The sequence below is a fragment of the Virgibacillus salexigens genome (genome assembly GCF_000723585.1).
In the GTDB taxonomy this organism is placed as follows: Bacteria; Bacillota; Bacilli; order Bacillales; family Amphibacillaceae; genus Virgibacillus; species Virgibacillus salexigens.
This window is the reverse complement of record NZ_CCDP010000004.1, coordinates 132,326-157,664: the sequence shown is the minus strand read 5'-3', so window position 1 is coordinate 157,664 and position 25,339 is coordinate 132,326. Positions and strand designations below refer to the sequence as shown.

The window sequence follows — 25,339 nt, the reverse complement described above, 5'->3', positions numbered from 1 at the left end:
GCTCCCTGTTTTTCTTGACATACTGGTTGTTTTGTTCAGTTTTCAAAGAGCGAATATTTCTTAGTCGCTTTTTGCAGCAACTCTTTTATTGTACCAGTTTGATTAGCGTTTGTCAATAACTTTTTTCAAGTTTTTATCATCAACTGTTTTGCTTCTCAAATTGGCGACTTTATTAATATACCATGTTTGCTAGATTCATGTCAACAAACAATTAATATATTTTTTTGTCTTATGTCGCTTAACTCAACTGAATTTTTGCGACGGAATTAACTTTATCATGGTTATATTACAATGTCAACGGTTATTTTACATTTATTTGCATAACGACGAAAAAATTGTAGAAGGCATGCAATAGCGTTACACCATGTATACGAATTGCAATGCCCATACACAATTTATGCCTATTATCATAAAAACGTTCCACTATTGATGCATTTTATATTTTCGGTGGTAAACGCCAACTCCTTTGGTTTCTTGCCTGACCGTTGTAATTATATCTTTCTCAACTAAATATGCAATGATTGCAGATAAGTCCAGTGAATACGGTGTAATCATTTGCAATGACTTTAATTCCGCATAGGACCAAGCATCATCTCTAGTATCCATAATATCCAATAAATGCTTTACTGAAACCTTTGCTCGATTTTTTATTACATAATCCATTGCAATAAGCATTAGTTGAATTCGTTTCTTGATTTCTTCATTACTCTCAATAAATTCTTCATATAACTTATATACCTCGAGGTCAATCTGTTTTACTTGACTCCAAACCGTGACTTCTGGATAATACCCCTTTTCAATGACAGCTAACCTCGCTAAATAATGCAGCGAATATAAGATCTTGCTATTGGAATCCTTGTACTCCTCCGATTCAAACAGCTCTTTAGCTTCACTATAGCTTTTAACAAGCTTACCAAATTCAATTGCTTTACGAAGATCTCGCTTACTATCTGGAAAATCTCTTAATTGACCTTTCAAATTATAAATAAATTCATTTCTGTCATAAATCACCTTCCCATAAATAATCCATTCAACAGCTGTTCGATATCCACTCGTATCAATCCATTTCATTAATAGATCCTCTTTAACGATATGTAACGCACATGTCTTATCATCAAATTCGTAATGTTTTACGTACCAAGCTTGTTCTCCCTCTTGAACAATAATTAATAAGATCACATCAAAATTATCTGTAATGGGACTATCTGGTTTTGTTTTTTCTAGCACTAATATCCCTAATGTATTTGTATCACTCGCATGTTCTTGATAAATCGGTCTCAGGAAATTTTCCATTGCCTCATTTCCTCCAGTTTTATTTTACTTTCTATTAGTAATTATTTTCTATCTTCACTATACTACAATTCGTTGTAGATATATGAAATCCTCTCTCACAATCAAAATTTTTAGCAAAATATGCTATACTACCTATTGTAAGCTGAAGGAGGTTTAACATGGCTCAGATCGTATATTCGAGCAAAATCAATAAAATTAGATCGTTTGCCTTAATTCTCGTATTTGCTGGTATTCTCTTAATGTATGTTGGTATCTTAACGAAACGAATAGAATGGTTAATGGTAACATTCTTTATCCTAGGTGTGCTAATGGTAGTTCTAAGTTGTGCGGTTTATTTATGGATTGGAACACTCTCATTAAAAGCAGTGCCAATTGTTTGTCCAAACTGCGAAAAGCCCACGAAAATGCTTGGCCGGGTTGATGCATGTATGCATTGCAAAGAACCGCTGACATTGGATAAAGATTTAGAAGGTAAAGCATTTGATGAGAAATATAATACAAGACGATATCGAAAAGAACTTAAAGCGAAGGAAAAAGAAGAACAACATAATAAGTCATAAAAATTCGCTGAGATAGCGAATTTTTATTTAAAAACTCCAAATGCCCACACGAGCATTTGGAGTTACGTAAATTAAAGAATCAGTGCTTTTGTGTAGCCGTCTTTTGACAATCCTCACACTTACCGTACACTTCCATGCGATGATGACTAACTTCAAAGCCTGTTACTTGTTCGGCTAATGATTCCACTTCGTCTAATGGAGGATAGTGAAAATCAACAATCTTACCACAAGAATCGCAAATAATATGATAATGATCTGACGTGTTACAATCAAACCTACTAGAAGAATCTCCATAAGTAAGTTCTCTTACAAGACCAATTTCACGTAACACACGAAGATTATTATATACTGTTGCAACACTCATATTCGGGAATTTACCTTCAAGTGCTTTATATATATCATCAGCCGTTGGATGGACCATCGCATTGAGTAAATACTCAAGTACCGCATGACGTTGTGGTGTAATCCGGACGCCTGACTCTTTTAATGTACTTATTGCTGCCTGCAATCGTTTTTCAGACACCCTCATCCACCTCACTTTCAGTATTTTCTATAATTATAAGTTTATTATTAATTTATAATCTTTATAAATAGTGTACGCTTTATAACGGGGTTCTGTCAATATAAGTATATTATATTTGAGAATAAATAGAACTAGTTAAACATGGTTCCTTCTTTCATTTGTCTCTAGATTATCCATCTGCTTGCAATGGCCATTCTTTCCCATCAAGGGCATGATTACAATACCTTGCTACAACAAACAGATAATCAGATACGCGATTTAAGTAAGCGATCACTAAAGGATTTACTCCTTCCATCCCTACTGCCAAACGCTCTGCTCTTCTAGCAACAGTTCTAGCCACATGTAAACTAGCGGATACTTGATGACCCGAAGGTAGAATGAAGCTTTTTAACGGCTCAAGGTTGGCATCCCACTTATCAATTTGGCTCTCTAATTCATTAACATGTTCCTGTTTTAATTTCCAAGTTACTTTTTTATCCTTAGGTGTGGCCAACTCAGCTCCAACATGAAACAGGATGGTCTGTATCCGATGCAGCTGATGGGTTAATATCTCCCTTTCATCAAATGATTGTTGGTCTATATAACTTAAGCTTAACCCAATCATTGAATTTACTTCATCACAAGTGCCGTAAGCCTCTACACGTAGATCGTTTTTAGGAACTCGTTTTCCATATATTAAAGATGTTTCCCCTTTATCTCCAGAACGGGTATAAATCCGCATGCCAGTTACCCCTTTTCTTCTCACATTTAGCTTGTACATGTTTATCGTTTTTTATCGATTTCTTTATTATATAATATCATATCAATCATATATTTACGGACTATAGCAGTTTTCTTATCGTTCTAGCGAGAATTTTTACATCCTTTTTCCATGAGCGATACTTTATATAATTTAAATCCATTTCTAACTGTTGTTTATAACTTAATTTCTGTTTGTCAGCTAATTGAACAACCCCCGTAATACCCGGTCGTATTTTCAGTCGTTGTTTTTGATAGACATTATAAAACCTGGTTATCTCATGAAGCTCTGCCTCAGGACCGATAAAACTCATATCCCCTTTTAATACATGAAGTAATAGAGGTAGTTTATCTAATTTATGTTTTTTTAACCATATACCGGTAGAAGTCAGCGTCACAGTGGGATTCGGAATATAAGTAAATTCATTTGGCACACCATATTGCCAAGAAGATGGAAATGGATAAGGAGGTAGCCCATGAATCACTCGTGACGGAATTGTCGTTGTACGAAATGTATACATAATAAAGGATTGATCATTCATTCCTGTCCGAAGTTCTTGATAGAAAACCGGCTTTCCTTCTTGGCTCTTTATTTTTTGATAAACAAAGAGAATCACTGGTGCAAACAGCAAAAGCAGGATAAAGCTTAACATAATATCAAATAAGCGTTTCACATATCGGTAACTTCTGCTTTCAACACTAGTTATTCTACCAACTCTTGTTACTTTCCCCTGAATCTCCAATGTTTTCACCTCAGATTTAACTACTAGATTTAGTAGTACAATCTATTCGAAATGTTAGCAATCTATGACAAAAAGCAGCCGTTTTTGGCTGCTTTTTAATAATTCACCTTAATTTAAATGCTCACGAATATAAGTTAACGCTGCTTCAACATGACCTTTAACCTGTACTTTACGGAATTCCTTTTGTAATGTTCCTGATTTATCCAGAATAAACGTAGAACGTTCAATGCCATAATATTCTTTTCCGAAATTCTTCTTTAACTTCCATACACCAAAATCTTCAGCCACTCGATGGTCTTCATCGGCTAATAATAAAAATGGTAAGTCATGTTTGTTAATAAATTTCTGATGTGATTCAACAGGATCTGGACTGATCCCTATGATAACGGCATCTATTTCCTTGAAACTTTCATGCGCATCTCGAAAGTCACAAGCTTCCGTTGTACATCCAGGAGTCATATCCTTTGGATAAAAATATAGAACAACATGCTTTCCTTTAAAATCAGCTAAACTTACGTTGTTGCCATCTTGATCTGGTAGTGAAAAATTAGCGACTTGTTCCCCTATTTGGACTGTCATCTTATCCCTCCAAAATATCTGTTCTCTCTACTATAGCATAATAACTAGGAGGAATCATTGATCTCTGCTTCGTTCTTGTGATTGAACAAGACGGAGTACAAACGCCGTCGGAAGAATGTAACCAATTAGCGCTTCGATTAACGCAATCAGTCTACCAATACCAATCGGTGTTATATCTCCATAGCCAATCGTTAAGATAGTTACTCCACTGAAATAAAAAGAATGGATCATAGAACCTAGGACACTAACCTGACGTAGTTCCCCATTTTCAACAAGTACAATTCCCTGCATAGATAGTAAAAAATAAATAAGACCAAAACCAATAATAACAATGCAATAAATAACGAGGAGTGCATAAAATAATTCGAGTGAAAACCCACCTTGGCGAACCGATTTACTCATATGTTTTCCACGAATAAATACAAGTAGACTCCTTGCTAGTATGGCAAAAATACCGCCCATAATAAACCAAATTAGAACCCCCATATGATCCCCTTCTATTTAAGTCTATATCTCATGCTTATGCGGAGAAATAACATAGCTTGTCAATTATTTTCTATTGAGGATAAGATAGAGTAAAATGAACTTCATACATGGTAGTGCTGATCTTGATTAAAAGGACGGTGTATAATATTGAAAAAAATATTCTTAATCGAAGATGACCCAAAGATTGCTGGATTACTAAAGGATTATTTAGAAAAATATGAATACCACGTTGAAGTGGTTCAAGCATTTGATCAAATCCTCGAAGAATTCCATAACCATGATCCACATCTTATTTTGCTGGATATCAATCTACCCAGATATGACGGGTTTTATTGGTGTCGTAAAATAAGAAGTGTATCCAATTGTCCGATTATATTTATCTCTGCACGTGATTCTGGAATGGATCAGGTGATGGCAATCGAAAATGGTGGGGATGATTACATTACAAAACCATTTAACTTCGATGTCGTTCAAGCAAAAATTAAGGGAATCATGCGGAGGATCTATGGAGAATATGCAGTGAATAGACAATCAGATATATTAGAGATAAAGGAGCTAAAACTTTACCTGACAGCCATGGAGGTTAGTTATATAGACCAAAGATCACTTCTTACAAAAAATGAATTTATCTTATTAAAAGCCTTTATGGATCACCTTAATCATGTGTTATCACGTACCTACTTATTGGAAATGCTATGGGATGACGAACAATTTGTTGATGATAATACCTTATCTGTAAATATAACCCGATTACGAAAAAAGTTAGAAGATATTGGTATTCACCAGAGTATCCAAACAGTTAGAGGAGCCGGCTATAAAATGACTGAGACATGGGGCGGTAACGAATGAAAGATTTTTTAAAAGATAGCTTGCCGTTTATAGGATTCTTTTACGTTCAACTATTTCTTTTGATTGCTATTGTCCAGTTGTTTTATGGAATCACAGCGGTTCCTTTAAGCTGGGACTTGATCTCTTATCTGATTATTTTACTTACCTGTTGCTTGATCTTATTTTTAGCCTATCGTTACTATCGATTACGTGATTATTATGTAGTTATCCAGCAGGATGAAGAAAACCCCAATTGGTTACCAGATCCACCAACCAACCTATTGGAAAACTTGAAACGGCAATACGATCAGCAATCCAATAAATATGCGGAAGAAATTGAGCTGTTAAAACAGCAAAAGCAAATGGAATTTCATTTCATTCAACAATGGGTTCATCAAATGAAAACACCAGTATCCGTGATGCATCTTACATTACAAAAGGAGAAACTACAGCTCCCTCAGGAGTTCCTTCATAGTATGCAGGAAGAATTAGAACGAATGCAGCAAGGCCTCGACCTAGCATTGTATCAATCGCGTTTACAAAAATTTGATCGCGATTTCCAAGTACAGCAAGTTAATTTACGAGCTGTCGTAAAAGAAGTGATTCAAGATTTCAAATCAAGCTTCATTCGTAATCAAGCTTTTCCAGACTTAGCGGTTGATGAGCAGTATGTTGTAGCAACCGATCCAAAATGGCTTCGCTTTGTGATTAGTCAAGCTGTATCCAATGCAATTAAATATTCGAAAGCCGGCTCCAGTCATATTTATTTCCGAACGGTATTACAAAAGAAGGAACTTGTACTTGAAATCGAAGATACTGGTCATGGCATACCGAAACAAGATATCAATCGTGTTTTTGATCCCTTTTTTACTGGTAACAATGGAAGAAAATTTAGAGAGTCCACCGGAATGGGCCTCTATTTATCAAAACAAATTTGCCAAGAGCTTGGACATGAATTGACAATTACTTCAGAAGAAGATCATGGGACGATTGTATCCATTCACTTCCACTCAAGTTAACCTTACAACAATGTAAGGTTAATTTTTTCATTTGAAAGATAGACCCATAGTGAATTTTAATGTAGATTCGATATACTAATGTTGAAATGTTTGATTAGGAGGATTCATCATGCACGTGTTAAAAACGGATAACTTATCTAAAATATATGGAAGTAAACGAGGAATATCACATGAAGCATTGCATCATTTTCATTTAACCGTTAATAAGGGAGAATTCATTGGAATTATGGGCCCATCAGGCAGCGGTAAAACAACATTATTAAATCTTCTATCAACAATTGATGTTCCTAGTTCAGGAAAAATTATGATAAATGATCAAGTTGTTACTTCCTTCTCCCAACAAAAACTAGCGAAATTCAGAAGGAAGGAAATGGGATTTATCTTTCAGGATTATAACTTATTGGAAACCTTGACAATTGGAGAAAACGTTCTGCTCCCATTAACATTAAATAAAGTAAAAGTAAAAGAGATGGAGAAAAAGTTAGTCATTGTAGCCAAACAGCTAGGCATTGATAAACTTATCCATAAACGCATAATGGAAGTATCTGGTGGACAATTGCAGCGTGCTGCCATTGCTAGGGCGATTATACATGACCCTTCCATTATATTTGCCGATGAACCCACTGGGAATTTAGATTCGAAAGCCTCTCTTCAAGTAATGGAAGCATTAAGTCTGTTACAAGACAAACAAAAAGCTACAACCGTGATGGTTACCCATGATCCATTTGCGGCTAGCTTTTGTGGTCGGGTCATTTTTATAAAAGATGGTAGGTTGTTTAATGAAATTCACCGTGGGGATAATCGGCAAAGCTTTTTCCAGGATATTTTAAATGTGCAGTCCTTGTTGGGAGGAGATATGAATGACCTTCAAACAGTTCGCTTTTAATAATGTAAAACGGAATACTCGTGTATATCTAAGCTATTTTCTAAGTTGCATGTTCGCAGTTATTGTCTTTTTCATGTATGCTGTGGTTATTTTCCATCCGCAAATAGCGGAGTATGATTTTATAGACATCGTGCAGCGAGGGATTCTGGTATCTGAAGTCATTATCTATTTGTTTTCATTTTTATTTGTACTTTATTCTACTGCTTCATTTATCCAATCACGGATGAAAGAATATGGAATTTTAACGACATTAGGTATTAGCAAATCACAGTTAAACCGAATGCTGATTATGGAAAACACGGTAATTGGGCTAGCTTCCATTGTTGCTGGAATCTTTGTCGGTGCTTTGCTAACAAAATTGTTTCTCATGATCTTTTCAGCGATACTTGGTACAGGAGAAATACTCCCTTTTTATTTATCATGGAAAGCAATTGGAATTACCGTCATTCTATTCTTTATTATGTTTGAACTTAATTCGTTCGTCGTTGTTTGGTCATTACGTACAAAATCGATTATGGAAGTATTTCGAGGAGCAAAGGCACCTAAGAAACGACCACGCTTCTCTTGGATATTAAGTCTAATTGCCCTTTCCCTAATCGGGTACGCATATTTTTTAGCCTACACATCCGATATGATTTCAATTTTGTACCGAATGTTCATTATTCTCGCTTTAATTATTCCAGGTACTTACTTGTTATTTACTCAATTTAGCATTGCCCTAACCAGTTTATTACGAAGTCGCAAGAAGTTCTTATATAAGAATTTAAACTTATTAATGGTTTCGGATTTAACGTATAAATTAAAAGACCACTCTCGTTTATTATTTATGGTTACTATTTTGAGTGCAGTTGCCTTTACCTCTTCTGGGGTATTATTTGGCCTTTTCCAAAGTGCCGAATCGGAATCTGAACGATTTGTACCTCAGGATTTCACTTTAATTGCCAATGAAGAGGCTAATGAAGCCTTTGAAACAAGAGTAAATAAATTAGAAGAAGCATTTCAGGAGAATTACATTCCTTATGAAGCAATGCGTGTTCAACCGACACTCGTACATTCACAATCTGAGGTTTCTGAATGGGATGATATCTCATTCCTAGTCTTCTCCTATTCAGACTATAAATCAATGCTACAACTAAATAATAAGGAAATACCTGCTCAGCCATCAGCCAATGAAGCGATCATCCTGACACAAGACATTATTCATACATATAATACGGAGCTGCCAAAATCGTTAACTTTTACATCAACGAATAAAAAAATGAAGGTCTCGACGGTGGACAGAGATTCTTCTCAATTAAATACAACGCCATTTAGTACATTTCAACTTGTCGTTGCTGATGATGTATTCCAACAGTTCTCCCAAACGGCGAAAGTTCAAGAGAACTATGATTATTATGTGATGAATATACCAGATTGGGAAGAGCATACAGACCAAATTACAGAGATTTACTCTACCATGCATGGAGATGAAATATTTCCTGACGCACAAGCTGATTTCTATACATCAATGAAGGAAAGCATGTCTTATCTCTTCTTTTTTGGTATATTTATTAGTGTCCTTTTCTTTTTAGCAGCTGGATCAATTCTATACTTTCGGATGTATCAGGATATTGATAAAGATTTAAGCCATTATCATTCGCTATATCGGATTGGTTTAACCAATAAGGAAATGAAAAAGATCGCAACGAAACAACTTGCCTATTTATTTTTCCTTCCGTTTATCGTTGCTGTTATTCATGCAGGATTTGCCTATAAAGCATTACAAAATATACTCGTATCATCGGTTGTACTACCGAGCACCTATATTATCCTGTTCTATTTTATCGTTCATTTTATCAATTTTATCTTTATCCGAAATATCTACACGTCCAAGCTAAAGAAGGTCATGTAATTCTAAAGGAGGCATTATCGTGGAGTTCACTAAATCAGAAGCACTGCATCAAGAAGCCCTAGACCATATTGTAGGTGGTGTAAACTCTCCGTCTCGCGCTTATAAAGCAGTTGGCGGAGGTTCACCAGTTTATATGGAACGTGGCCAAGGAGCGTACTTCTGGGATGTTGATGGAAATAAATATATTGATTACTTGGGAGCATATGGTCCAATTATTACAGGACATGCCCATCCCCATATCGCTAAAGCGATTGCGCAAGCAGCTAGTACTGGTGTTTTATATGGAACACCTACCCGATTAGAAAATCAATTCGCTCAAATGTTAAAAGAAGCGATACCTTCACTTGAAAAAGTAAGGTTTGTTAATTCTGGTACGGAAGCAGTAATGACTACTGTCCGAGTAGCTCGTGCTTATACAAATCGGACAAAGATTATTAAGTTTGCTGGTTGTTATCACGGCCATTTTGATTCTGTCCTTGTGGAAGCCGGATCTGGTCCTGCAACATTAGGGACACCTGACTCTGCTGGAATACCAGAAGCGGTAGCCCAAGATGTAATTACAGTTCCTTTTAATGACTTAGATACATTTAAAGAGGCTGTAGCGAAATGGGGAAGCCAAATTGCAGCTGTCTTAGTAGAACCGGTTGTTGGTAATTTCGGCATTGTCGAACCAAAACAAGGCTTCCTGCAAGCAGTGAATGAGCTTACCCACCGTGCAGGTGCACTGGTTATATATGATGAGGTTATTACGGCTTTCCGCTTTACATATGGCAGTACACAACAACTCTATGGCATTGAACCTGATATGACAGCAATGGGTAAAATCATTGGCGGTGGACTTCCTATTGGCGCTTATGGTGGCAAACAAGAGATTATGGAACAAGTAGCACCACTTGGACCTGCTTATCAAGCTGGTACAATGGCTGGTAACCCAGCTTCAATGGCATCAGGCATTGCTTGTTTAGAAGTGTTACAAGAAGAAGGCATTTATGAAAAGTTAGATAAGTTAGGAGAACGTTTAGAAAAAGGCATCCTAAAAAAAGCAAAAGAAAACGGCATTGCCATATCTGTGAACCGCCTTTGTGGTGCTTTAACAGTTTATTTTGGTGAAGGCACAATTACCAATTATGATCAAGCCGAAGCGAGCGATGGTGAAGCATTTGCTGACTTTTTCCGACTCATGCTTAAGCAAGGAATAAACCTAGCTCCTTCTAAATATGAAGCTTGGTTTTTGACTACAGCACATTCAGACAAGGATATTGATTATACCATTGAAGCTGTTGAAAAGGCATTTCAAATAATGGGTAAACAATAACAATCACTGCCTTCTGCGGCAAATTCCAGGCTATCGAGTAAGTTATCGGTAGACTTCTTCTTTCCCTTTGTGCTGTGCGTATTAATAGGTCACGTCAATTTTTCGAGGGAGCTCAAGGCCTTTGATGAGGCATTGCATATTTTTCTCCATTTAATCCATTCTAAGCATATATTAAATATTGGAGGAGATAGTTATGAGTAATCCATATCGCTGTCCAAATTGCAAAACAAACAAGACTAGATTCAATAAAATTGAACAAATTGCACAGCCAATAAAAATGGACGCTCAAACTGGTGAAACCGTAGATTCTTACCAAAATGGAAACATTGAAGCATTTCACATTATCTATCAAGGTCCAGACTATAAAGTACAATGTGCAGTTTGTGGAAACATAGAAGATGAAAGAGCATTTACGCAATTTGCTAAGCTAGGTCATTAGAAATATGAATTAAAAACAAAAGGGAGGCCAAATTATTGGCCTCCCTTTTATTCTTCCACTTTATCATCTAAATGTTGAACCTGATATAGGTTGTAATAATGTCCCTGTTTTTTCATCAATTCTTCATGAGATCCGACTTCTTTAATTTCGCCGTCTTCAATCAGTACGATTCGATCTGCATGTGTAATTGTCGCCAACCGATGAGCAACAATAAATGTTGTGCGATCAGAAGCGAGCTTTTCCATTGCCTCTTGAATCGTATGTTCACTTTCCAAATCAAGAGCAGATGTAGCTTCATCAAAGACTAACATTGGTGGATTTTTCAAAAATACACGAGCAATAGCTATCCGTTGCTTTTGACCACCCGATAACTTCACTCCTCGTTCGCCAACAAGTGTATCATAACCATAAGGTAGGTTCTCAATAAATTCATGCGCATTTGCAGCTTTTGCTGCTTCGATCACTTCTTCATCCGTAGCATGAGGGTTTCCCATACGAATATTCATGGAAATCGACTCACTAAACAACGTATTGTCTTGCAAGACCATACCGATGTTATCTCGAAGGGATCGTGCTTTCATCTGGCGGACGTCAATCCCATCAACTTTAATAGACCCACTCGTAACATCATAAAAACGCGGGATCAAACTAACTAATGTAGATTTCCCACCACCACTCATGCCTACAAAGGCGATGGTCTCTCCTTTTTCTACATGTAAACTCACATGATTAAGTACTTGCATTTCATCGTCCTCATACTGGAACGAAACTTTATCAATCGTTACTTCTCCTTCAATTCGATTCATCGTTATCGCATTCGGTTGATCCGTCACATCATATTTCTCATTCATAAGTTCAAATACACGATCAATCGAAGCAATTGACTGAACGAGGGTAGTTGAGGAGTTAATTAACCTTCTCAGTGGGCTATAGACTCTTTCCATATACCCTACAAAGGCAACCATTGTTCCCATCGTCAAATTACCATGAATGACTTGATAACCTGCATAAGCAATTACAAGTAACGGAGCTAAATCTGTAATGGTATTGGTAACGGCAAAGGTTTTCGCATTCCAATTTGTATGATCCAATGCCTTTTGAAGAAAGTTTTTATTTCTTTTTCCAAACTGGCCTTGTTCATATTCTTCCAATGCAAAGCTTCTCGTAACTGGCATACCTTGTACACGTTCATGTAAGTGACCTTGTACTTCAGCAAGCGCTTGTGAGCGGTCACGAGTTAATAGGCGAAGTCTTCCATAAAAATACTTTATTGAAAACCCAAAGAGTGGAAACAGTATAATGGAGACAATGGTTAATTCCACATCCATTGATAACATTATTCCAATGGCAATAAGAATAGTAATCAAGTCCAACCAAATATTCATTAATCCTGTAATGACAAAAGTTTTCGTTTGTTCGACATCATGTATTACCCGGGAAATAATTTCGCCGGTTTTTGTCTTTGAATAAAAATTCAAGCTCAATTTTTGTAAGTGGTCAAATAAACGATCTCTTATATCAAATAATATTTTATTCCCCACCCATTGTGCTAGATATTGCCTGATGAATTCAATGGGTGGGCGCAATATAAGAAATACTGCAAAGGAAATACCCATTAACCAAATCAACTGGCTTGTTTTTTCGTCTGGATTTAGTGAATTGTCACCAATAATATTGTCAATCACATACTTTAATATTAATGGCATGAGTAAGGGAATCCCAAACTTAGCAATTCCTACTATCACGGTCCAAACGATTTTCCACTTATACGGTTTAACAAATTGCATATATTGTTTAATAGAACTCATCGTTGAAACTTCCTTATTTTTAGAATTTAATTTACTAATTTATGTGCTCGTGCAAAGAAAAGCCTTGCTACAGTAGTAACAAGGTTCTTTATCAGCGATACGTTAAATATCTTTCATACCACTCATCGACAAAACCTGGTAAAAATGGTCCTTTCTTTTGTCGCACCCATCGTACTAAGTATTCCAATTGATGATGTAGGATCCTATCAAGAACTCTTGGATAATTCATTTGCTGTCGATGTTCTTCATATTCATCTTCATCCAATAAATCAAAGGTCATATCAGGATAAACTTTAACGTCTAGATCATAATCGATGTACTTAATCGCATTATCCTCATATATAAAAGGTGAGCTAATATTACAGTAATAATAAATACCGTCATTACGAAGCATACCGATAATATTAAACCAATACTTGGAATGGAAATAACAAATAGCAGGCTCTCTGGTAAGCCACTTTCTCCCATCACTTTCCATTACTTCTGTTTTATCATTCGCTCCGATAACAATTGTTTCTGTTCCCTTTAGTACTAGACTATTATCCCATATACGATGCAGTTGCCCATTATGCTTATAACTTTCTATCTGAATTTTTGTTCCTGCTTTCGGAGCAACCATTCAATCTCCCTTTCCACATGTTCCTACCGTTTCTAATCCTTCATTCATTATAATTGGAATAGAAACAAATATAAAGCATAACGAACCATTTTTAAGTATGGGGGAAAATAAAGGGAGCTATAGGCGATCGAGAAAGTTATCGACAGTCTTTTTTTTGCTTTTTTCCTTAAGAGAATTCCTAAAAATGCGGTGATGATTTTGTTTCAATCAAAAAAAAGATCGATAAAAAAATGGTGACAATTGAAGAACTTGTTCCTCAAGACCACTTACTCCGGAAGATTAACCACTACATCGATTTCTTCAAAGTACGCGAACAAGCATTACTGACGACTTCCTGATAGAACATGAAAAAAATGGCCCTTCACCAATCCAAGGTGAGTTAGGTGAAATGGAGTCTTTTTCAGTGAAGGGCGAATACTACAAGACTTCTGCGGAAAAACGGGTGATCCGAGACCCCGCGGTGGAGATTTTCACGAGGAGGCACCGGCGTTCGTCCGTGGAAAGCGAATGGTATTTGGTCCGCACAGGCGCACAAAAAAAGCTTGTAGAAAAACACAGGGTTTCTCTACAAGCTGAGAGTTCCCTAATTGGGAGCTCTGTTATTGGGGGTAGGTTACTTTTTGTTTTGCTGAGATTTTTGATTTTGCTTTTTAACTTCTTGAGCATTTGTTTGTTCAGCACCAAATTCAGTTCCGTACTGACCTTGCCCTTGAGCGGCTTGCTGGTTTTGTTGTTTAACCTTTTGAACGTTTGTACCTGCAGTAGTTTTGTTCGGTTTTTTAGCCATCAATATCACCTCCGCACTCATTAATTTGTCCACTTATCGATTTGTTATCCAAATTTAAATTAGTAATAAAAAGATAAAATGGATTTTAATTCCACAAGCGAATAGAATAGGGAAAAATACATACATTAAAGGAGAGCAATTCATTTTGGAGGATGAAGAAATGGACACATCACGAAGAGACTTTACAGAACTGACAATGATAAGTAAAACGAAATGGAACGAAAAAGAATTAATGTATTTTCAACATGCTTTATCACAGCTATTACCATATGTAAATTCTGAAGGTTTAACCATTTTGCATGAAATTAATAAAGAAATGCATAACAGGAAGGATCAACCTTCAAGCCCTCCATTGACAACATCAACCATAACTGATTAAGCTAAAAACGCAAGGGATGCCCCTTGCGTTTTTAGCTTCATTTGATATAGGACATAATCTTTTGATGAGATACTGGAAACGGATAATTCGTTAACGCTTTTTTTTCGACTAGCTTAAGTCGTTCATTCATGTTTGGTTGTTCCAATTTAGCTTCATAAACATCCAGCTGCCAAATCAAATGAGAAAATACATGTTTTAGATTAGCTTGTTTTTCTCCTAATGTTAAATGAATACCATATTCATGATACACCCAATTCTCTAGATGATCCCAGCCAATTTCATTAATTGGTACCATAGGAAATTGCCAAAGGTTTGCTAATAATCCTTTGTCTGATCGCTTTTCAATAATATATTGCTCTTGTTTATTCTTTACAAGTAATACAACATAAGGGACTTTCTTTTGTTTTTTTGCTTTCTTCTTTATTGGTAATTCCTCTTCTACACCTGCAGCAAATGCTTGGCAATGTTCTTGTACTGGACAAAGTAAACATGCTGGTGATTTAGGTGTACAAATAAGTGCTCCTAATTCCATTACTGCTTGATTAAAGGAAGAAGGATCTGACTCATCAATAAGTTCTCGAACATACGATTCAAATAATTTCTTTGTACGCTGTAACGCAATATCTTCTTCTATCCGAAGAATCCTGGAGAAAACTCGCATTACATTTCCATCAACTGCAGGTTCAGGTTGATTAAATGCAATCGATAATATGGCTCCTTTTGTATATGCTCCTACGCCTTTTAAAGCTCCTAATTCATCCCCATTATCAGGTACTTCTCCATTATAAGTTGCAACTACCTCACGAACAGCGTTTTGTAAATTCCTTGCACGGGAATAGTAACCTAAGCCTTCCCACGATTTTAAAACATCTTCTGGATCAGCTTGAGCGAGGGCATGCACATCTGGATATTTTTTAATAAACCGTTGAAAGTAAGGAATTACCGTATCAACCTTTGTTTGTTGAAGCATAATTTCTGATACCCAAATTTTATATGGATCTTGGTCTTGGCGCCAAGGTAGGTCGCGTTTATTTTCTTGATACCAAGTAATTAAATCGTTTTGAAATCTTGAAATGTCAATATATTGTAGTTTTTTATCTATCATAAAATCACATCCTATATGGTACAATAAACAGATAAGTAAATTAAAAAAAGTTCGTAACCTGTTGCTATTTGTAAAATGAGACAGTAAAAAATAATATGCTGTACCGAATATTGTAATTGTAGGATACATGAAAATAGTAAACGTTGTCTAAGGAGGACCTTTTCTATGGATACTGGAACCCATATTGTAATGGGTGTTGCACTAGGTGGATTAGCTACATTAGATCCAGTCGTTCACAACGATCCTGTTTTATTTAACGCAGTACTGGTTGGAACAATTGTAGGTTCTCATGCACCGGACTTCGATACGGTTTTAAAATTAAAAAACAATGCAACTTATTTACGTCATCATCGCGGAGTTACACACTCCATCCCAGCTGTAATTCTTTGGGGTATTTTAATTGCTGGTTTGATTCACTTATTTGTTCCACAAGTGAATTTATTCCACCTGTGGTTATGGACTGCGATTGCAGTTGTTATCCACGTCTTTGTGGATATCTTTAATGCATATGGGACTCAGGCGTATCGGCCCTTCACGAGCAAATGGGTTGCACATGGCTTTATCAATACGTTCGATCCATATATTTTTTTCCTCCATATTGCAGGGATAGCTGTTTGGGCATTAGGCGCAAACCCAGGATATACTTGGATAACGATTTATAGTGTGATACTGTTGTACTATATCAAACGATTTATTGACAAACGAGCAATCGTAAAGAAAATTAAAAATTACTACCCACAGGTAGAACAAATTGCCACTTCACCAACGATAAAGCAGAACTATTGGCGCGTAGCCATTACTGCTGGGGAGAAATTCTATGTTGGCGTTGTGGAAAACAACCATATCGAGATCGTAGATGAATTTGAAAGAGTGCCGCTTCCTGATACACCGATTATTGAAATTGCAAAAAAAGACAAAAATATTTCTGCATTCTTATCCTTTTCACCAATCTATCGATGGGAAATCAATGATTATGATGACTTTACTGAAGTCCGATTTATTGATTTACGCTACCGCTCAAAAGGACACTATCCTTTTGTAGCTGTTGTGCAAATTGATGATAATATGCAAATTATTAGTTCCTACACTGGCTGGATCTTTTCTGAAAAGAAATTACAAAACAAATTATATGTAGAAGAAAGTCCGATTTAAAACAGCAGGGATGCTTTCCTGCTGTTTTATTATTCGTCTATTTTATTGCCTAAGAGCGAAATTGGAATTGCTTCTTCTTTCTCAAAAACTTCCCCTAATAAGTTAATACGATGTCCCCATGCAAATACACCATTAATGTAATTAATGGTAAACCGTTGGCCTGGATCGGTTGTAAATTCATATACTTCACCAGATTTGAAGTCAGCCGGATTTAATGTGTAAGCTAAAGCTACTTGCATTTTTCGTTCGTATACAGCCACTTCAGAGATATTTCCGAGTTGCTCCGCCTTTTGCGCTTTTTCTTTTAATTTACCTATTTCTTGTCTCAATTGTTCAATTGAATAATCACTATAACGAAAGTTATTGCTCATCCTTATCCCCCATTCAAATTCCTCATCATTTTACCAATTGTTGAATTAGATTTAAACTATATCGTCTCCGTCATCGTAATTAAGCTTACTCTTGACCATCGATAAATTCCTCAATAAATCGAGTAATTAAATCCATAGCGAATCCTTTTCGAAATAAGCCTTCTTTTACTTTGTTTTTTAGTTCATAGCCAGTACGTTTTGTTTCATGCTTTCTGAGTAATTTTTCTCCTTGATAGATAATTGCTTCCCATTCTTCATCTTGATTTTGATTCGCATTTACTTCACGAAGCACTGCTTGGACGACATCCTGTGTAAAACCTTTTTGCTGTAAAGAAGCTTGGAGATTTTGAATTTGTTTACGAAACGAATCTTTTTTCTTCTGTTGAAACTTTTTATCGACCAATTTCTGAACCTTTTCAAACTGAGCCTGATCAGAGTATTGGTGAAGACTCTCGTCGATAATGCTCATTGCAACACCTTTGTCCGACAGCTCCCTCCTAATAACCATTGGTCCTTTTGAAGAGGTATTTATACGAGTCCGTATGAACATTTCTGCAAATTGGCGATCATCGATTAGTTTCTCATTTGTTAACTTGTTTATAATAACCGGTATATGATCAGGTTCAACCTCTTTTTGTACCAAATAATCATGAATTTCTTTTTTAGTACGCATTCGATAGCTTAAATAATGAATTGCTAGGGTATATGATTTATGCATGGTATCTTTTTGGATAAGCTCATTAACGGTTGCGTTTTCTAATTCCAATCCTTTTCGTAGCTGATATTCAATTAAAATGGACGTATCAACGCTAAATCCATATTCTTCACCAGCACCATCATTCAAAAAAATATTATAGCGATCTTTCCTTTTCTTTTGGGTTGTAATTCGGGTAATTTTTTTCATGCATACACACCTCTAATAAAGCATATCAAATTTAAGATGAATCTGTCTTTTATTTTTCAACCAAAATGAAACATTCCTTATTTGTTCATACTGGTATAGACTAATGTTAATTAAAATTGGAAGAGAAAGGTGATTTGAAAATGAATATTCTCCTAACTGGCGGTACTGGATTTGTTGGTCAAGCATTATCAGCCTATTTGCATACTCGAAACGATCACACATACATACTTACACGATCACCGGAAAACCATAAAAATACCAATCAATCCACTTTTATTAGTTATCAATATCCTCCTGAAGAATTACCTGTGATACATGCAGTGATTAATCTAGCAGGTGAGTCCCTATTTGGTTATTGGTCTGAAAAGAAAAAACAAGCAATTTTAAACAGTAGAATACAAACCACAGAAAGATTGATTGCTTTTATCAAACGACTGCCTACATTGCCTGATGTATTTATTAGCGGGTCTGCAGTTGGATATTACGGCATTTCTGAAGACCTGATGTTTTCAGAAAACACATCGGAATCTGGTGATGATTTTCTTTCGCATGTTACATCGAAATGGGAAAAAACTGCTAGTCAAGCTGAAGATTTAGGCATTCGAACACTATATACTCGATTCGGTATTGTTCTAGGTAAGGATGGCGCACTTCCTTTCATGAGTCTTCCAGTAAAATTATTCGCCGGAGGTAAAATTGGCAATGGGGAGCAATGGCTTTCTTGGATTCATATTGAAGATGCGGTCAAGCTCATTGTATTTTGTCTGGATCACCCCAAAATATCTGGACCTGTAAATGTCACTGCTCCCCATCCTAAACAAAATAAAGCATTTATGAAAATACTAGCTAAAGTCCTAAAACGCCCATACTGGTTACCGGTGCCATCACCATTTATTTTTATCGCTGCAGGTGAGATGAGTCAGTTAATCACAAAAGGACAATACGTTATTCCAAAAAAGGCGCTTGATCATCAATTTTCATTTGCCTTTCCCTATTTGGAAGAGGCATTAAAAAATATTTATCGTAGCTAACACGGAAAGCATGACAATAGCTCCAGATTCTATTCGGAAGACAATTTTATTACTACCGATAGGTATGGAGACATAGTAACTGAAATCTTATCGGGTTTATGAAGTCCGTTATAGTTATTTCTAAGCCTCCAGCTCCTTTTTTAAAAGGTTTTACATGTTGTGATAAAAAAAAGATTCCTTTTTTCACAAAGGCTGTGTAAAATAAAGTTATAAAATGAAAACAGTTGACGGAGATGACAATAGCAAGCCAGCAACAGACGAAATTAAATAGGGAAGGCAAATGGTGCGCCACCAGCTTAGCTGGTTCTAGTGGGTTCGATTCCCACCCCGAATTTTTGTTGAAAGCTAACTAAAAATTCGCGGGTGGGTAAAACGTGCTAGATTTCCTTTTTCATTTGGATATTCTATACACCCGCCTAAAAACAGGAGGGTATTTTTTATGTTAAAAGCACGAGAGCTACATGAAGTGCCAGTGTTATTTGAGTTGTTACGCGATCCAGCTGTTTTTCCCTATGTACGTCATAAGGCGGAGACATGCGATGAATATTATTTCTCTACGAAGCAAACAATGGAAGCAGAAGAAAGAGGGGAACTAATTTCAAGAACAATTGTAGATGAATATCTAACGCCGATTGGAACGATTAATTTATTCGATATTGAAGGTAATTACGGTTTTTTGGCTACATGGATTGGCACGCCTTATTTTGGCAAAGGATATAATCAGCAGGCCAAGGAGCAATTCTTTAACGAATTATTTTATCAATTTCCGATTGAAGGTGTGTTTATGAAGGTTAGGAAGACAAATATTCGATCCATGAAAGCAGTGATGAAATTACCGTATGTTACTTTAGCAAATGCCATCTACCCTCAAATGTATAAAAAGGTTAATCAAGATGAGGAAATGTATGATTTATTTGTTGTTACTAAAGAACAATATCTTTCGTTCCAACAATTTGTATCTACCCCTGTCAATCATACCGGAGAAGAAGTTGGTTAACCTTCAGTATAAATGACAAGAAACATGTACATCCTAATAAAAAACAATGCAGAGGACGGTAAAAATGAAAAAAGCAAACCCAGCATATAAGCGTAAGTTCTTATCTAAAACGCAAGAAGTTCTTTATCAAAAAGAATTTAAACATGCAGATCAAGTTTATCGTCAACTATCTGGAAAGAAGAATCAAGGTTAATTACATTGATTCTTCTTTTCTTTCGTTTTTCCTAAGAATAACTTAAACTCCTAATCAAAATAATTGGGGATGAGATTCCGTTTGTTGCAATAATGTATTCCATGTCTCTAGCATATCTTCAGCTAACCATCTTGCCTCTACTTTGTCTTTGCCAAATCCATATCCGACGATCATATTTGTTGTTTCGAACAGCGCAAATGCCCTCCAAACCATGTGTTTTTCAACATCATAAATATATGAAATAGCTGTATCTTTGGATAGTACTTCTATTTCAAATACATAATCCTTGAATATAAAACGCAGCATTTTACACTTCGTAAGGGAAGTTATTGTAGAATGTTGCAAGATCAAACAACTAACCATTACATTCCCTCCTTTTGGTCTATTTGAGAACATTTTACTATATGTGTATTTTAAGAACAAGAAAGAAGCAAAATAATCTTTAAAATCGTGATAGGATGAAAGATACTACGAAGTCATTTTCTAACTTTAACCAATTGAGTGTGATAGCATGAGTGAACAAATTGCACATAATATTAAATTCTTTCGTGAACAACATAACTGGACGCAAAAAGAGCTAGCTGAGAAATTGTTACTCTCACGTTCTGTAGTAGCTAAATGGGAAAATAATACAGTTACACCTGATATTGCATCCCTTTTAAAACTTGCTGCTATTTTTCAAGTATCACTTGATCATCTAGTAGGTAATTATTCTTTTCAAAATGACCTATTACGAGAATTTAAGCGAATATATAGCTCCTCTACTACTTCGTTTGATGAAGAAGTCGTAGAGCTAATTGAATACATTATGACCTATCCAGAATTTAAAGCTGACATTTTTGAATTGAAGCATTTATCCATAAAAAAACAACGTTCCATTCATAAATTAATGGCTGAATTAATTCAACAGTACAGACAGTTATAATAAACAAAAAAGCTTGTAAGGAAAATAGAAAGTTCCTTTACAAGCTTTTTTATTTGTGGTTTTTGAATTCGTTCCATCTCCATAAAAAACCGTGCGAATCTTTCTTAATTCTACTATTCCTATTTTCTAATTAAAAATTTCTTACCATTGACAAAATAGTTATAACTGTTATACATTATATATAACAGTTATAACTATTTTGTGGAGGTGGTATGGGTGTGTTTATTTCACTCGATTTTGAATCAAGTCAACCCATTTATTTACAATTAATTCATCAAATTATTGAAGGAATAGCTAAAAAAGAGCTGCAACCAGGTGACCCTTTGCCCTCTGTTCGTTCCTTAGCACAAGACATAGGAATTAATTTGCATACCGTCAACAAGGCTTATCAACAATTAAAACAAGATGGTTTTTTGCAAATTCACCGACAAAAGGGTGTTGTTATCCGTCCAGAAGGTATTCCTAAAGCTGATAATATCTATAAGGAGCAAGTACAACAAAAACTCCGACCACTAATTGCTGAAAGTATATGCAAAGATTTATCAAAAGAAGAATTCCTCACCCTGTGCCAGACTATTTATCATGATTTTCAAATTGGAGGTAGAAATGATGACTAACCTCATCCTTCTTATAACCCTTACATTGTTACCAGCGTTTATTTCTATTATGTTTATTCCTTATTGGACCCGAAAAACGGAAAGCTTTGGAGTATCTATCCCAGCGGATATTTATGATACTTCAGCGTTGAAATCCATGCGTAAAAAATACACCATCATCATCGGTGTTATTAGTTTACTAACCATATGTGTTTTCCTAGGATATGGTTTATTTACAAACATGAGTGAATCAATGGTTGGTTGGTTAGTTGGGACAACGATTACTTTATTTATGATAATTAGCTTTATGATTTACTTGATATTTCATCAAAAAATGAAACAAATAAAATCAACTACCAAGTGGGGAAGGCAACGAACACAGAAATTAGCCATCCACACTCAGTTTAGACAGCAGAAATTAAGATACTCCAATAACTGGTTCATTGTTCCATTTGTTCTTATTTTTTCTACGATTATCTTGACATTTCTTTCCTACGAACATATACCTGAAAAAATACCGATGCAATACAACTTTCAAGGGGAAATTACGAATTTCGCAACAAAATCATATCGCACTGTTTTAGCACTTCCAATTACGCAACTTTATCTTATATTAATCTTTATTTTTGTTAACACCTTAACAGGAAAGGCAAAACAACAGCTTAGTGCGGAAAACCCGGAAAAATCTATGCATCAGAATACTATTTTCCGTAGAAGATGGTCTGCTTTTACTATATTTGGCGGAATTATATTATCGATGCTACTCTCTACTGTACAGCTGTCTTTTATCTATTCCATTCCACAAGGATTCTTAATAACTACTGCCGTAATTACTGTATTTGCTATTATTATTTGGGCATTTATTCTGTCTTACAAAACCGGGCAAGGTGGTAGTCGAGTCACAGTATCTATGGATAGTAATGGAAAAACAGTTAATCGAGATGATGATCGTTATTGGAAACTTGGTCAATTTTATGTGAACAAAGATGATCCAACCATATTCATCGAAAAACGATTCGGAATTGGCTGGACAATGAATTGGGGAAGGCCGATATCGTGGGTAATTGTCATTGGTTTTATTCTAATTACATTGGGAATTGTTCTCTTAACTATTTAATTATGCCTTAATGTTTACAATAGGCTGTTAAGCTTGATCGCTTAACAGCCTTTTTTGTTTTAGGTTACCGCATCTTTACAATTGTCATCCTTTTTAAAATGAAAAACGATAAGAAGTAGAAGAAGATACCAACTGCAAATAGTTGTATAAAGAATAGCATATCTAGATGCGATATGATTTCGGCGATAAAATCCACTATCCATCCAGTAGCGATCCCGAATAAGAAGATAACGCCAACAATACCGAGGGTAATTCCCCCGCCGAAAAAACCATATCGATAAAAGATTAAACCAAGCATAAACATAAACGACATTGCAAAGAAGATAGTCATGATATCCATACCGATTCGTATATACCACGTATCGTCGATAAAATGGGCTAGATGGAGAAAATAGAATCCATCTATTCCAATTCCAGTTATTAGGAATAAAACAAGTTCCTGTAAAAGACTTGCTACGATAGCTTTGACTGCTGATAATAGGAGAAAAAAGATCCCAATTGAAATAAAAATGTTTTTTCGAGTTGCCCCCATTTTAATTGCGAATGGGATGTACTCCCTTACAGAAATAAATGCAACGATACTACAGTAAATATAGATTGGCCCAGTTAGGCTGAATGTCATCATGCCACCATCGATTGCTTTTATATAATATCCAAAAGCAATCGACACCATTAGAATCGATAATAATATTATCCAAAAAACCTTTAAAGAATGGCGGATATCAACCATATAAAAATAGATAAGTCCTTTCAATTGATTATTCACTTAATAGATGCCCCCTTCCCCTTTTCTGTTAGATGAATCATTAATTCTTGTATTGGTATCCCCTCTACGTGAAAACCTTGTTTTTTCGCTTCTTTTATGTTTCCAAAGATATAGGCTGTCATCGTTCCAGCTAATTGTTTTGTTTCAATTACTTCTTTATCTTTTATAAAAGCTTCTACATCCAAGACACTTCCAGATACAGCACAGCTACGTTGACGAAGAACCTCTGCAGACTCTTGTAAAACAAGCCTTCCTTCTTGTAATATCAATACTTCATGAAACATTAAACTGACTTCATCAATGAGATGGGTAGAAAAGATAATCATCCGTTTCTCATTTTCAAATTCTTCTAACATTTTCATGTAAAAATTTTTTCGAGCTGCAGCATCCAACCCAATATACGGTTCATCAAAGATAGTAATTGGTGCTTTGCTTGCTAAACCCACAATAATTCCAAGTGCGGATTCCATCCCTTTTGATAATGTTTTAACCTTTGCATGCGGCTTTAATTGATATTCCTGAATTAATTGATCAGCTAATGGTTGATCCCAGTTTGGATAAAAAAATGAAAAAACACGAAGAATTTCTTTTATTTTTAAGTCTCGTTTAAAATTATTGCTTTCTTTAATTAAACAAATAGTTTCATTTACCCCTTCATTATCAAAAGGTTCCTCTCCGTTTATGAGCACATTGCCACTGGAAGCCAAAGTATTCCCCGCCATAATATCCATAAATGTTGTTTTTCCTGCACCGTTCCTCCCTAGTAATCCATATATTTGCGGGCCATTCAGACGAAATGATACATTATCTAATACTGTATCCTGGTCATATCGTTTCGTTACATTACAAACGTCAACGTTCATTGATAGATCCCTTCCTTTCAATCATCTCTTTTAATTCTGCCTCACTAATACTTAATTTTTTTGCTTCATTTTTTAATGGAAGCATATAATTGTCATAGAATATTTGCTTCCGTTTCTGCAGGACAATTTCCTTTGCCTCTTCGGTTACGAACATACCTACACCCCTTCGCTTAAACAGAATCAATTCGGTAACGAGCTCATTAATACCCTTAGCTGCAGTGGCTGGATTAATTTGGTAATAAGCAGCAAATTCATTTGTAGATGGTACACGTTCACCTGGTTTAATAGAACCATTCATAATCGAGTCTTCTAAATGTTCTTTAATTTGGAGAAAGATTGGCTTATTTTCGTCTAAATGATTTTTCATATGTTTTCACCTTCACGTTATTTGGTTCGTTACTTATGTAATTAACCATATAACCATAT

The 25,339-nt window shown here is 35.6% G+C and carries 31 protein-coding genes; 15 read left to right on the top strand and 16 right to left on the bottom strand.

Annotated features, from left to right (window positions below):
• Positions 1-423: 423 nt before the first annotated feature.
• Positions 424-1,293, bottom strand: a complete 870-nt coding sequence (locus BN990_RS21300; RefSeq protein WP_021290570.1) for a nucleotidyltransferase-like protein — start codon at positions 1,291-1,293, stop codon at positions 424-426.
• A gap of 158 nt (positions 1,294-1,451) precedes the next feature.
• Here BN990_RS21300 and BN990_RS21295 point away from each other — a divergent pair, with 158 nt between their 5' ends.
• A complete protein-coding gene (locus BN990_RS21295) occupies positions 1,452-1,853 on the top strand; it encodes a YgzB family protein (RefSeq protein WP_021290571.1) in 402 nt (133 codons plus the stop codon).
• A 79-nt stretch (positions 1,854-1,932) separates the two neighbouring features.
• Here the strand turns inward: BN990_RS21295 and perR are convergent, their stop codons facing one another.
• The 5 genes from perR to BN990_RS21270 form a co-directional block, all read right to left on the bottom strand.
• A complete protein-coding gene (gene perR, locus BN990_RS21290) occupies positions 1,933-2,382 on the bottom strand; it encodes a peroxide-responsive transcriptional repressor PerR (RefSeq protein ID WP_038247482.1) in 450 nt (149 codons plus the stop codon).
• Positions 2,383-2,545: 163 nt separating this feature from the next.
• On the bottom strand, positions 2,546-3,097 hold the full coding sequence (locus tag BN990_RS21285; protein ID WP_038247481.1) for a cob(I)yrinic acid a,c-diamide adenosyltransferase: 552 nt from the start codon (positions 3,095-3,097) through the stop codon (positions 2,546-2,548).
• A gap of 100 nt (positions 3,098-3,197) precedes the next feature.
• Positions 3,198-3,866 carry a sugar transferase gene (locus tag BN990_RS21280; RefSeq protein WP_148530752.1) on the bottom strand — a complete coding sequence of 223 codons (669 nt, stop codon included), beginning with the start codon at positions 3,864-3,866 and terminating at the stop codon, positions 3,198-3,200.
• 99 nt (positions 3,867-3,965) lie between these two features.
• Positions 3,966-4,436 (bottom strand): thioredoxin-dependent thiol peroxidase, encoded by a 471-nt coding sequence (bcp, locus tag BN990_RS21275; protein ID WP_021290575.1) that lies wholly within the window; start codon positions 4,434-4,436, stop codon positions 3,966-3,968.
• 54 nt (positions 4,437-4,490) lie between these two features.
• Positions 4,491-4,922 (bottom strand): potassium channel family protein, encoded by a 432-nt coding sequence (locus BN990_RS21270; RefSeq protein WP_021290576.1) that lies wholly within the window; start codon positions 4,920-4,922, stop codon positions 4,491-4,493.
• 147 nt (positions 4,923-5,069) lie between these two features.
• On the opposite strand from BN990_RS21270, the gene BN990_RS21265 reads away from it, so the two are divergent.
• The 6 genes from BN990_RS21265 to BN990_RS21240 all read left to right on the top strand — a co-directional run bounded on the left by BN990_RS21265 (position 5,070) and on the right by BN990_RS21240 (position 11,300).
• On the top strand, positions 5,070-5,771 hold the full coding sequence (locus tag BN990_RS21265; protein ID WP_021290577.1) for a response regulator transcription factor: 702 nt from the start codon (positions 5,070-5,072) through the stop codon (positions 5,769-5,771).
• Complete coding sequence (locus tag BN990_RS21260; protein WP_021290578.1) at positions 5,768-6,769, top strand: sensor histidine kinase; 1,002 nt, start codon at positions 5,768-5,770, stop codon at positions 6,767-6,769. Before BN990_RS21265 ends, BN990_RS21260 begins: the two co-directional genes overlap by 4 nt.
• A 109-nt stretch (positions 6,770-6,878) precedes the next feature.
• Positions 6,879-7,655 carry an ABC transporter ATP-binding protein gene (locus BN990_RS21255; RefSeq protein ID WP_038247480.1) on the top strand — a complete coding sequence of 259 codons (777 nt, stop codon included), beginning with the start codon at positions 6,879-6,881 and terminating at the stop codon, positions 7,653-7,655.
• Positions 7,630-9,546 carry an ABC transporter permease gene (locus BN990_RS21250; protein WP_038247479.1) on the top strand — a complete coding sequence of 639 codons (1,917 nt, stop codon included), beginning with the start codon at positions 7,630-7,632 and terminating at the stop codon, positions 9,544-9,546. The genes BN990_RS21255 and BN990_RS21250 overlap by 26 nt, the downstream gene beginning before the upstream one ends.
• Positions 9,547-9,559: 13 nt before the next feature.
• Positions 9,560-10,861: a glutamate-1-semialdehyde 2,1-aminomutase gene (locus BN990_RS21245; protein WP_101953578.1), complete on the top strand. Its 1,302-nt coding sequence runs from the start codon at positions 9,560-9,562 to the stop codon at positions 10,859-10,861.
• A 193-nt stretch (positions 10,862-11,054) separates the two neighbouring features.
• Positions 11,055-11,300, top strand: coding sequence for a hypothetical protein (locus BN990_RS21240; protein ID WP_021290582.1), 246 nt, complete (start codon positions 11,055-11,057; stop codon positions 11,298-11,300).
• Positions 11,301-11,347: 47 nt separating this feature from the next.
• On the opposite strand, the gene BN990_RS21235 is transcribed toward BN990_RS21240, so the two are convergent.
• The 3 genes from BN990_RS21235 to BN990_RS21225 all read right to left on the bottom strand — a co-directional run bounded on the left by BN990_RS21235 (position 11,348) and on the right by BN990_RS21225 (position 14,514).
• On the bottom strand, positions 11,348-13,108 hold the full coding sequence (locus BN990_RS21235) for an ABC transporter ATP-binding protein (RefSeq protein WP_038247476.1): 1,761 nt from the start codon (positions 13,106-13,108) through the stop codon (positions 11,348-11,350).
• Positions 13,109-13,199: 91 nt separating this feature from the next.
• Entirely contained in the window at positions 13,200-13,727 is a 528-nt protein-coding gene (ntdP, locus tag BN990_RS21230) for a nucleoside tri-diphosphate phosphatase (protein WP_021290584.1), read from the bottom strand.
• A gap of 613 nt (positions 13,728-14,340) precedes the next feature.
• On the bottom strand, positions 14,341-14,514 hold the full coding sequence (locus BN990_RS21225; RefSeq protein ID WP_021290585.1) for a gamma-type small acid-soluble spore protein: 174 nt from the start codon (positions 14,512-14,514) through the stop codon (positions 14,341-14,343).
• Between the two features lie 160 nt (positions 14,515-14,674).
• Here BN990_RS21225 and BN990_RS21220 point away from each other — a divergent pair, with 160 nt between their 5' ends.
• A complete protein-coding gene (locus BN990_RS21220) occupies positions 14,675-14,893 on the top strand; it encodes a hypothetical protein (protein WP_031335396.1) in 219 nt (72 codons plus the stop codon).
• Between the two features lie 37 nt (positions 14,894-14,930).
• On the opposite strand, the gene mutY is transcribed toward BN990_RS21220, so the two are convergent.
• The gene (gene mutY / locus BN990_RS21215; RefSeq protein ID WP_038247475.1) at positions 14,931-15,998 is read right to left on the bottom strand and encodes an A/G-specific adenine glycosylase; all 1,068 of its coding nucleotides are present in this window, start codon (positions 15,996-15,998) and stop codon (positions 14,931-14,933) included.
• Between the two features lie 165 nt (positions 15,999-16,163).
• On the opposite strand from mutY, the gene BN990_RS21210 reads away from it, so the two are divergent.
• Entirely contained in the window at positions 16,164-17,150 is a 987-nt protein-coding gene (locus tag BN990_RS21210) for a metal-dependent hydrolase (RefSeq protein WP_021290588.1), read from the top strand.
• Between the two features lie 29 nt (positions 17,151-17,179).
• On the opposite strand, the gene BN990_RS21205 is transcribed toward BN990_RS21210, so the two are convergent.
• Both BN990_RS21205 and recX read right to left on the bottom strand, forming a co-directional pair.
• A complete protein-coding gene (locus BN990_RS21205) occupies positions 17,180-17,521 on the bottom strand; it encodes a YfhH family protein (protein WP_021290589.1) in 342 nt (113 codons plus the stop codon).
• Between the two features lie 85 nt (positions 17,522-17,606).
• Positions 17,607-18,425 (bottom strand): recombination regulator RecX, encoded by an 819-nt coding sequence (gene recX / locus BN990_RS21200; RefSeq protein ID WP_038247470.1) that lies wholly within the window; start codon positions 18,423-18,425, stop codon positions 17,607-17,609.
• A 140-nt stretch (positions 18,426-18,565) separates the two neighbouring features.
• On the opposite strand from recX, the gene BN990_RS21195 reads away from it, so the two are divergent.
• The 3 genes from BN990_RS21195 to BN990_RS22180 all read left to right on the top strand — a co-directional run bounded on the left by BN990_RS21195 (position 18,566) and on the right by BN990_RS22180 (position 20,646).
• A complete protein-coding gene (locus tag BN990_RS21195) occupies positions 18,566-19,456 on the top strand; it encodes a TIGR01777 family oxidoreductase (protein WP_038247469.1) in 891 nt (296 codons plus the stop codon).
• 439 nt (positions 19,457-19,895) lie between these two features.
• On the top strand, positions 19,896-20,453 hold the full coding sequence (locus BN990_RS21190; RefSeq protein ID WP_038247468.1) for a GNAT family N-acetyltransferase: 558 nt from the start codon (positions 19,896-19,898) through the stop codon (positions 20,451-20,453).
• A gap of 64 nt (positions 20,454-20,517) precedes the next feature.
• The gene (locus BN990_RS22180; RefSeq protein WP_021290593.1) at positions 20,518-20,646 is read left to right on the top strand and encodes a YfhE family protein; all 129 of its coding nucleotides are present in this window, start codon (positions 20,518-20,520) and stop codon (positions 20,644-20,646) included.
• Between the two features lie 54 nt (positions 20,647-20,700).
• Here the strand turns inward: BN990_RS22180 and BN990_RS21185 are convergent, their stop codons facing one another.
• Positions 20,701-21,009 carry a hypothetical protein gene (locus tag BN990_RS21185; protein ID WP_038247464.1) on the bottom strand — a complete coding sequence of 103 codons (309 nt, stop codon included), beginning with the start codon at positions 21,007-21,009 and terminating at the stop codon, positions 20,701-20,703.
• A 148-nt stretch (positions 21,010-21,157) separates the two neighbouring features.
• Between BN990_RS21185 and BN990_RS21180 the strand changes: the two genes are divergently transcribed.
• The 3 genes from BN990_RS21180 (at position 21,158) to BN990_RS21170 (ending at position 23,284) form a co-directional block, all read left to right on the top strand.
• A complete protein-coding gene (locus BN990_RS21180) occupies positions 21,158-21,571 on the top strand; it encodes a helix-turn-helix domain-containing protein (protein ID WP_021290595.1) in 414 nt (137 codons plus the stop codon).
• Between the two features lie 218 nt (positions 21,572-21,789).
• Entirely contained in the window at positions 21,790-22,188 is a 399-nt protein-coding gene (locus BN990_RS21175; protein WP_031335398.1) for a GntR family transcriptional regulator, read from the top strand.
• Positions 22,181-23,284 (top strand): DUF1648 domain-containing protein, encoded by a 1,104-nt coding sequence (locus BN990_RS21170; RefSeq protein ID WP_038247462.1) that lies wholly within the window; start codon positions 22,181-22,183, stop codon positions 23,282-23,284. Before BN990_RS21175 ends, BN990_RS21170 begins: the two co-directional genes overlap by 8 nt.
• Before the next feature lie 64 nt (positions 23,285-23,348).
• Here the strand turns inward: BN990_RS21170 and BN990_RS21165 are convergent, their stop codons facing one another.
• From BN990_RS21165 to BN990_RS21155, 3 genes are read right to left on the bottom strand one after another with little or no spacing between them, the layout of a single operon-like run.
• Entirely contained in the window at positions 23,349-24,050 is a 702-nt protein-coding gene (locus BN990_RS21165) for a hypothetical protein (protein WP_038247460.1), read from the bottom strand.
• Complete coding sequence (locus BN990_RS21160; protein ID WP_038247458.1) at positions 24,047-24,913, bottom strand: ABC transporter ATP-binding protein; 867 nt, start codon at positions 24,911-24,913, stop codon at positions 24,047-24,049. Before BN990_RS21160 ends, BN990_RS21165 begins: the two co-directional genes overlap by 4 nt.
• Positions 24,903-25,280, bottom strand: coding sequence for a GntR family transcriptional regulator (locus BN990_RS21155; protein ID WP_038247456.1), 378 nt, complete (start codon positions 25,278-25,280; stop codon positions 24,903-24,905). Before BN990_RS21155 ends, BN990_RS21160 begins: the two co-directional genes overlap by 11 nt.
• Between the last annotated feature and the right edge of the window lie 59 nt (positions 25,281-25,339).

Excerpts from the sequence above, each read along its gene's own strand:
- BN990_RS21300 (WP_021290570.1), bottom strand. The coding sequence starts at position 1,293 with ATGGAAAATTTCCTGAGACCGATTTATCAAGAACATGCGAGTGATACA.
- BN990_RS21295 (WP_021290571.1), top strand. The coding sequence starts at position 1,452 with ATGGCTCAGATCGTATATTCGAGCAAAATCAATAAAATTAGATCGTTT.
- perR (WP_038247482.1), bottom strand. The coding sequence starts at position 2,382 with ATGAGGGTGTCTGAAAAACGATTGCAGGCAGCAATAAGTACATTAAAA.
- BN990_RS21285 (WP_038247481.1), bottom strand. The coding sequence starts at position 3,097 with ATGCGGATTTATACCCGTTCTGGAGATAAAGGGGAAACATCTTTAATA.
- bcp (WP_021290575.1), bottom strand. The coding sequence starts at position 4,436 with ATGACAGTCCAAATAGGGGAACAAGTCGCTAATTTTTCACTACCAGAT.
- BN990_RS21270 (WP_021290576.1), bottom strand. The coding sequence starts at position 4,922 with ATGGGGGTTCTAATTTGGTTTATTATGGGCGGTATTTTTGCCATACTA.
- BN990_RS21260 (WP_021290578.1), top strand. The coding sequence starts at position 5,768 with ATGAAAGATTTTTTAAAAGATAGCTTGCCGTTTATAGGATTCTTTTAC.
- BN990_RS21255 (WP_038247480.1), top strand. The coding sequence starts at position 6,879 with ATGCACGTGTTAAAAACGGATAACTTATCTAAAATATATGGAAGTAAA.
- BN990_RS21250 (WP_038247479.1), top strand. The coding sequence starts at position 7,630 with ATGACCTTCAAACAGTTCGCTTTTAATAATGTAAAACGGAATACTCGT.
- BN990_RS21240 (WP_021290582.1), top strand. The coding sequence starts at position 11,055 with ATGAGTAATCCATATCGCTGTCCAAATTGCAAAACAAACAAGACTAGA.
- BN990_RS21235 (WP_038247476.1), bottom strand. The coding sequence starts at position 13,108 with ATGAGTTCTATTAAACAATATATGCAATTTGTTAAACCGTATAAGTGG.
- ntdP (WP_021290584.1), bottom strand. The coding sequence starts at position 13,727 with ATGGTTGCTCCGAAAGCAGGAACAAAAATTCAGATAGAAAGTTATAAG.
- BN990_RS21225 (WP_021290585.1), bottom strand. The coding sequence starts at position 14,514 with ATGGCTAAAAAACCGAACAAAACTACTGCAGGTACAAACGTTCAAAAG.
- BN990_RS21220 (WP_031335396.1), top strand. The coding sequence starts at position 14,675 with ATGGACACATCACGAAGAGACTTTACAGAACTGACAATGATAAGTAAA.
- mutY (WP_038247475.1), bottom strand. The coding sequence starts at position 15,998 with ATGATAGATAAAAAACTACAATATATTGACATTTCAAGATTTCAAAAC.
- BN990_RS21210 (WP_021290588.1), top strand. The coding sequence starts at position 16,164 with ATGGATACTGGAACCCATATTGTAATGGGTGTTGCACTAGGTGGATTA.
- BN990_RS21205 (WP_021290589.1), bottom strand. The coding sequence starts at position 17,521 with ATGAGCAATAACTTTCGTTATAGTGATTATTCAATTGAACAATTGAGA.
- recX (WP_038247470.1), bottom strand. The coding sequence starts at position 18,425 with ATGAAAAAAATTACCCGAATTACAACCCAAAAGAAAAGGAAAGATCGC.
- BN990_RS21195 (WP_038247469.1), top strand. The coding sequence starts at position 18,566 with ATGAATATTCTCCTAACTGGCGGTACTGGATTTGTTGGTCAAGCATTA.
- BN990_RS21190 (WP_038247468.1), top strand. The coding sequence starts at position 19,896 with ATGTTAAAAGCACGAGAGCTACATGAAGTGCCAGTGTTATTTGAGTTG.
- BN990_RS22180 (WP_021290593.1), top strand. The coding sequence starts at position 20,518 with ATGAAAAAAGCAAACCCAGCATATAAGCGTAAGTTCTTATCTAAAACG.
- BN990_RS21185 (WP_038247464.1), bottom strand. The coding sequence starts at position 21,009 with ATGGTTAGTTGTTTGATCTTGCAACATTCTACAATAACTTCCCTTACG.
- BN990_RS21180 (WP_021290595.1), top strand. The coding sequence starts at position 21,158 with ATGAGTGAACAAATTGCACATAATATTAAATTCTTTCGTGAACAACAT.
- BN990_RS21170 (WP_038247462.1), top strand. The coding sequence starts at position 22,181 with ATGACTAACCTCATCCTTCTTATAACCCTTACATTGTTACCAGCGTTT.
- BN990_RS21160 (WP_038247458.1), bottom strand. The coding sequence starts at position 24,913 with ATGAACGTTGACGTTTGTAATGTAACGAAACGATATGACCAGGATACA.
- BN990_RS21155 (WP_038247456.1), bottom strand. The coding sequence starts at position 25,280 with ATGAAAAATCATTTAGACGAAAATAAGCCAATCTTTCTCCAAATTAAA.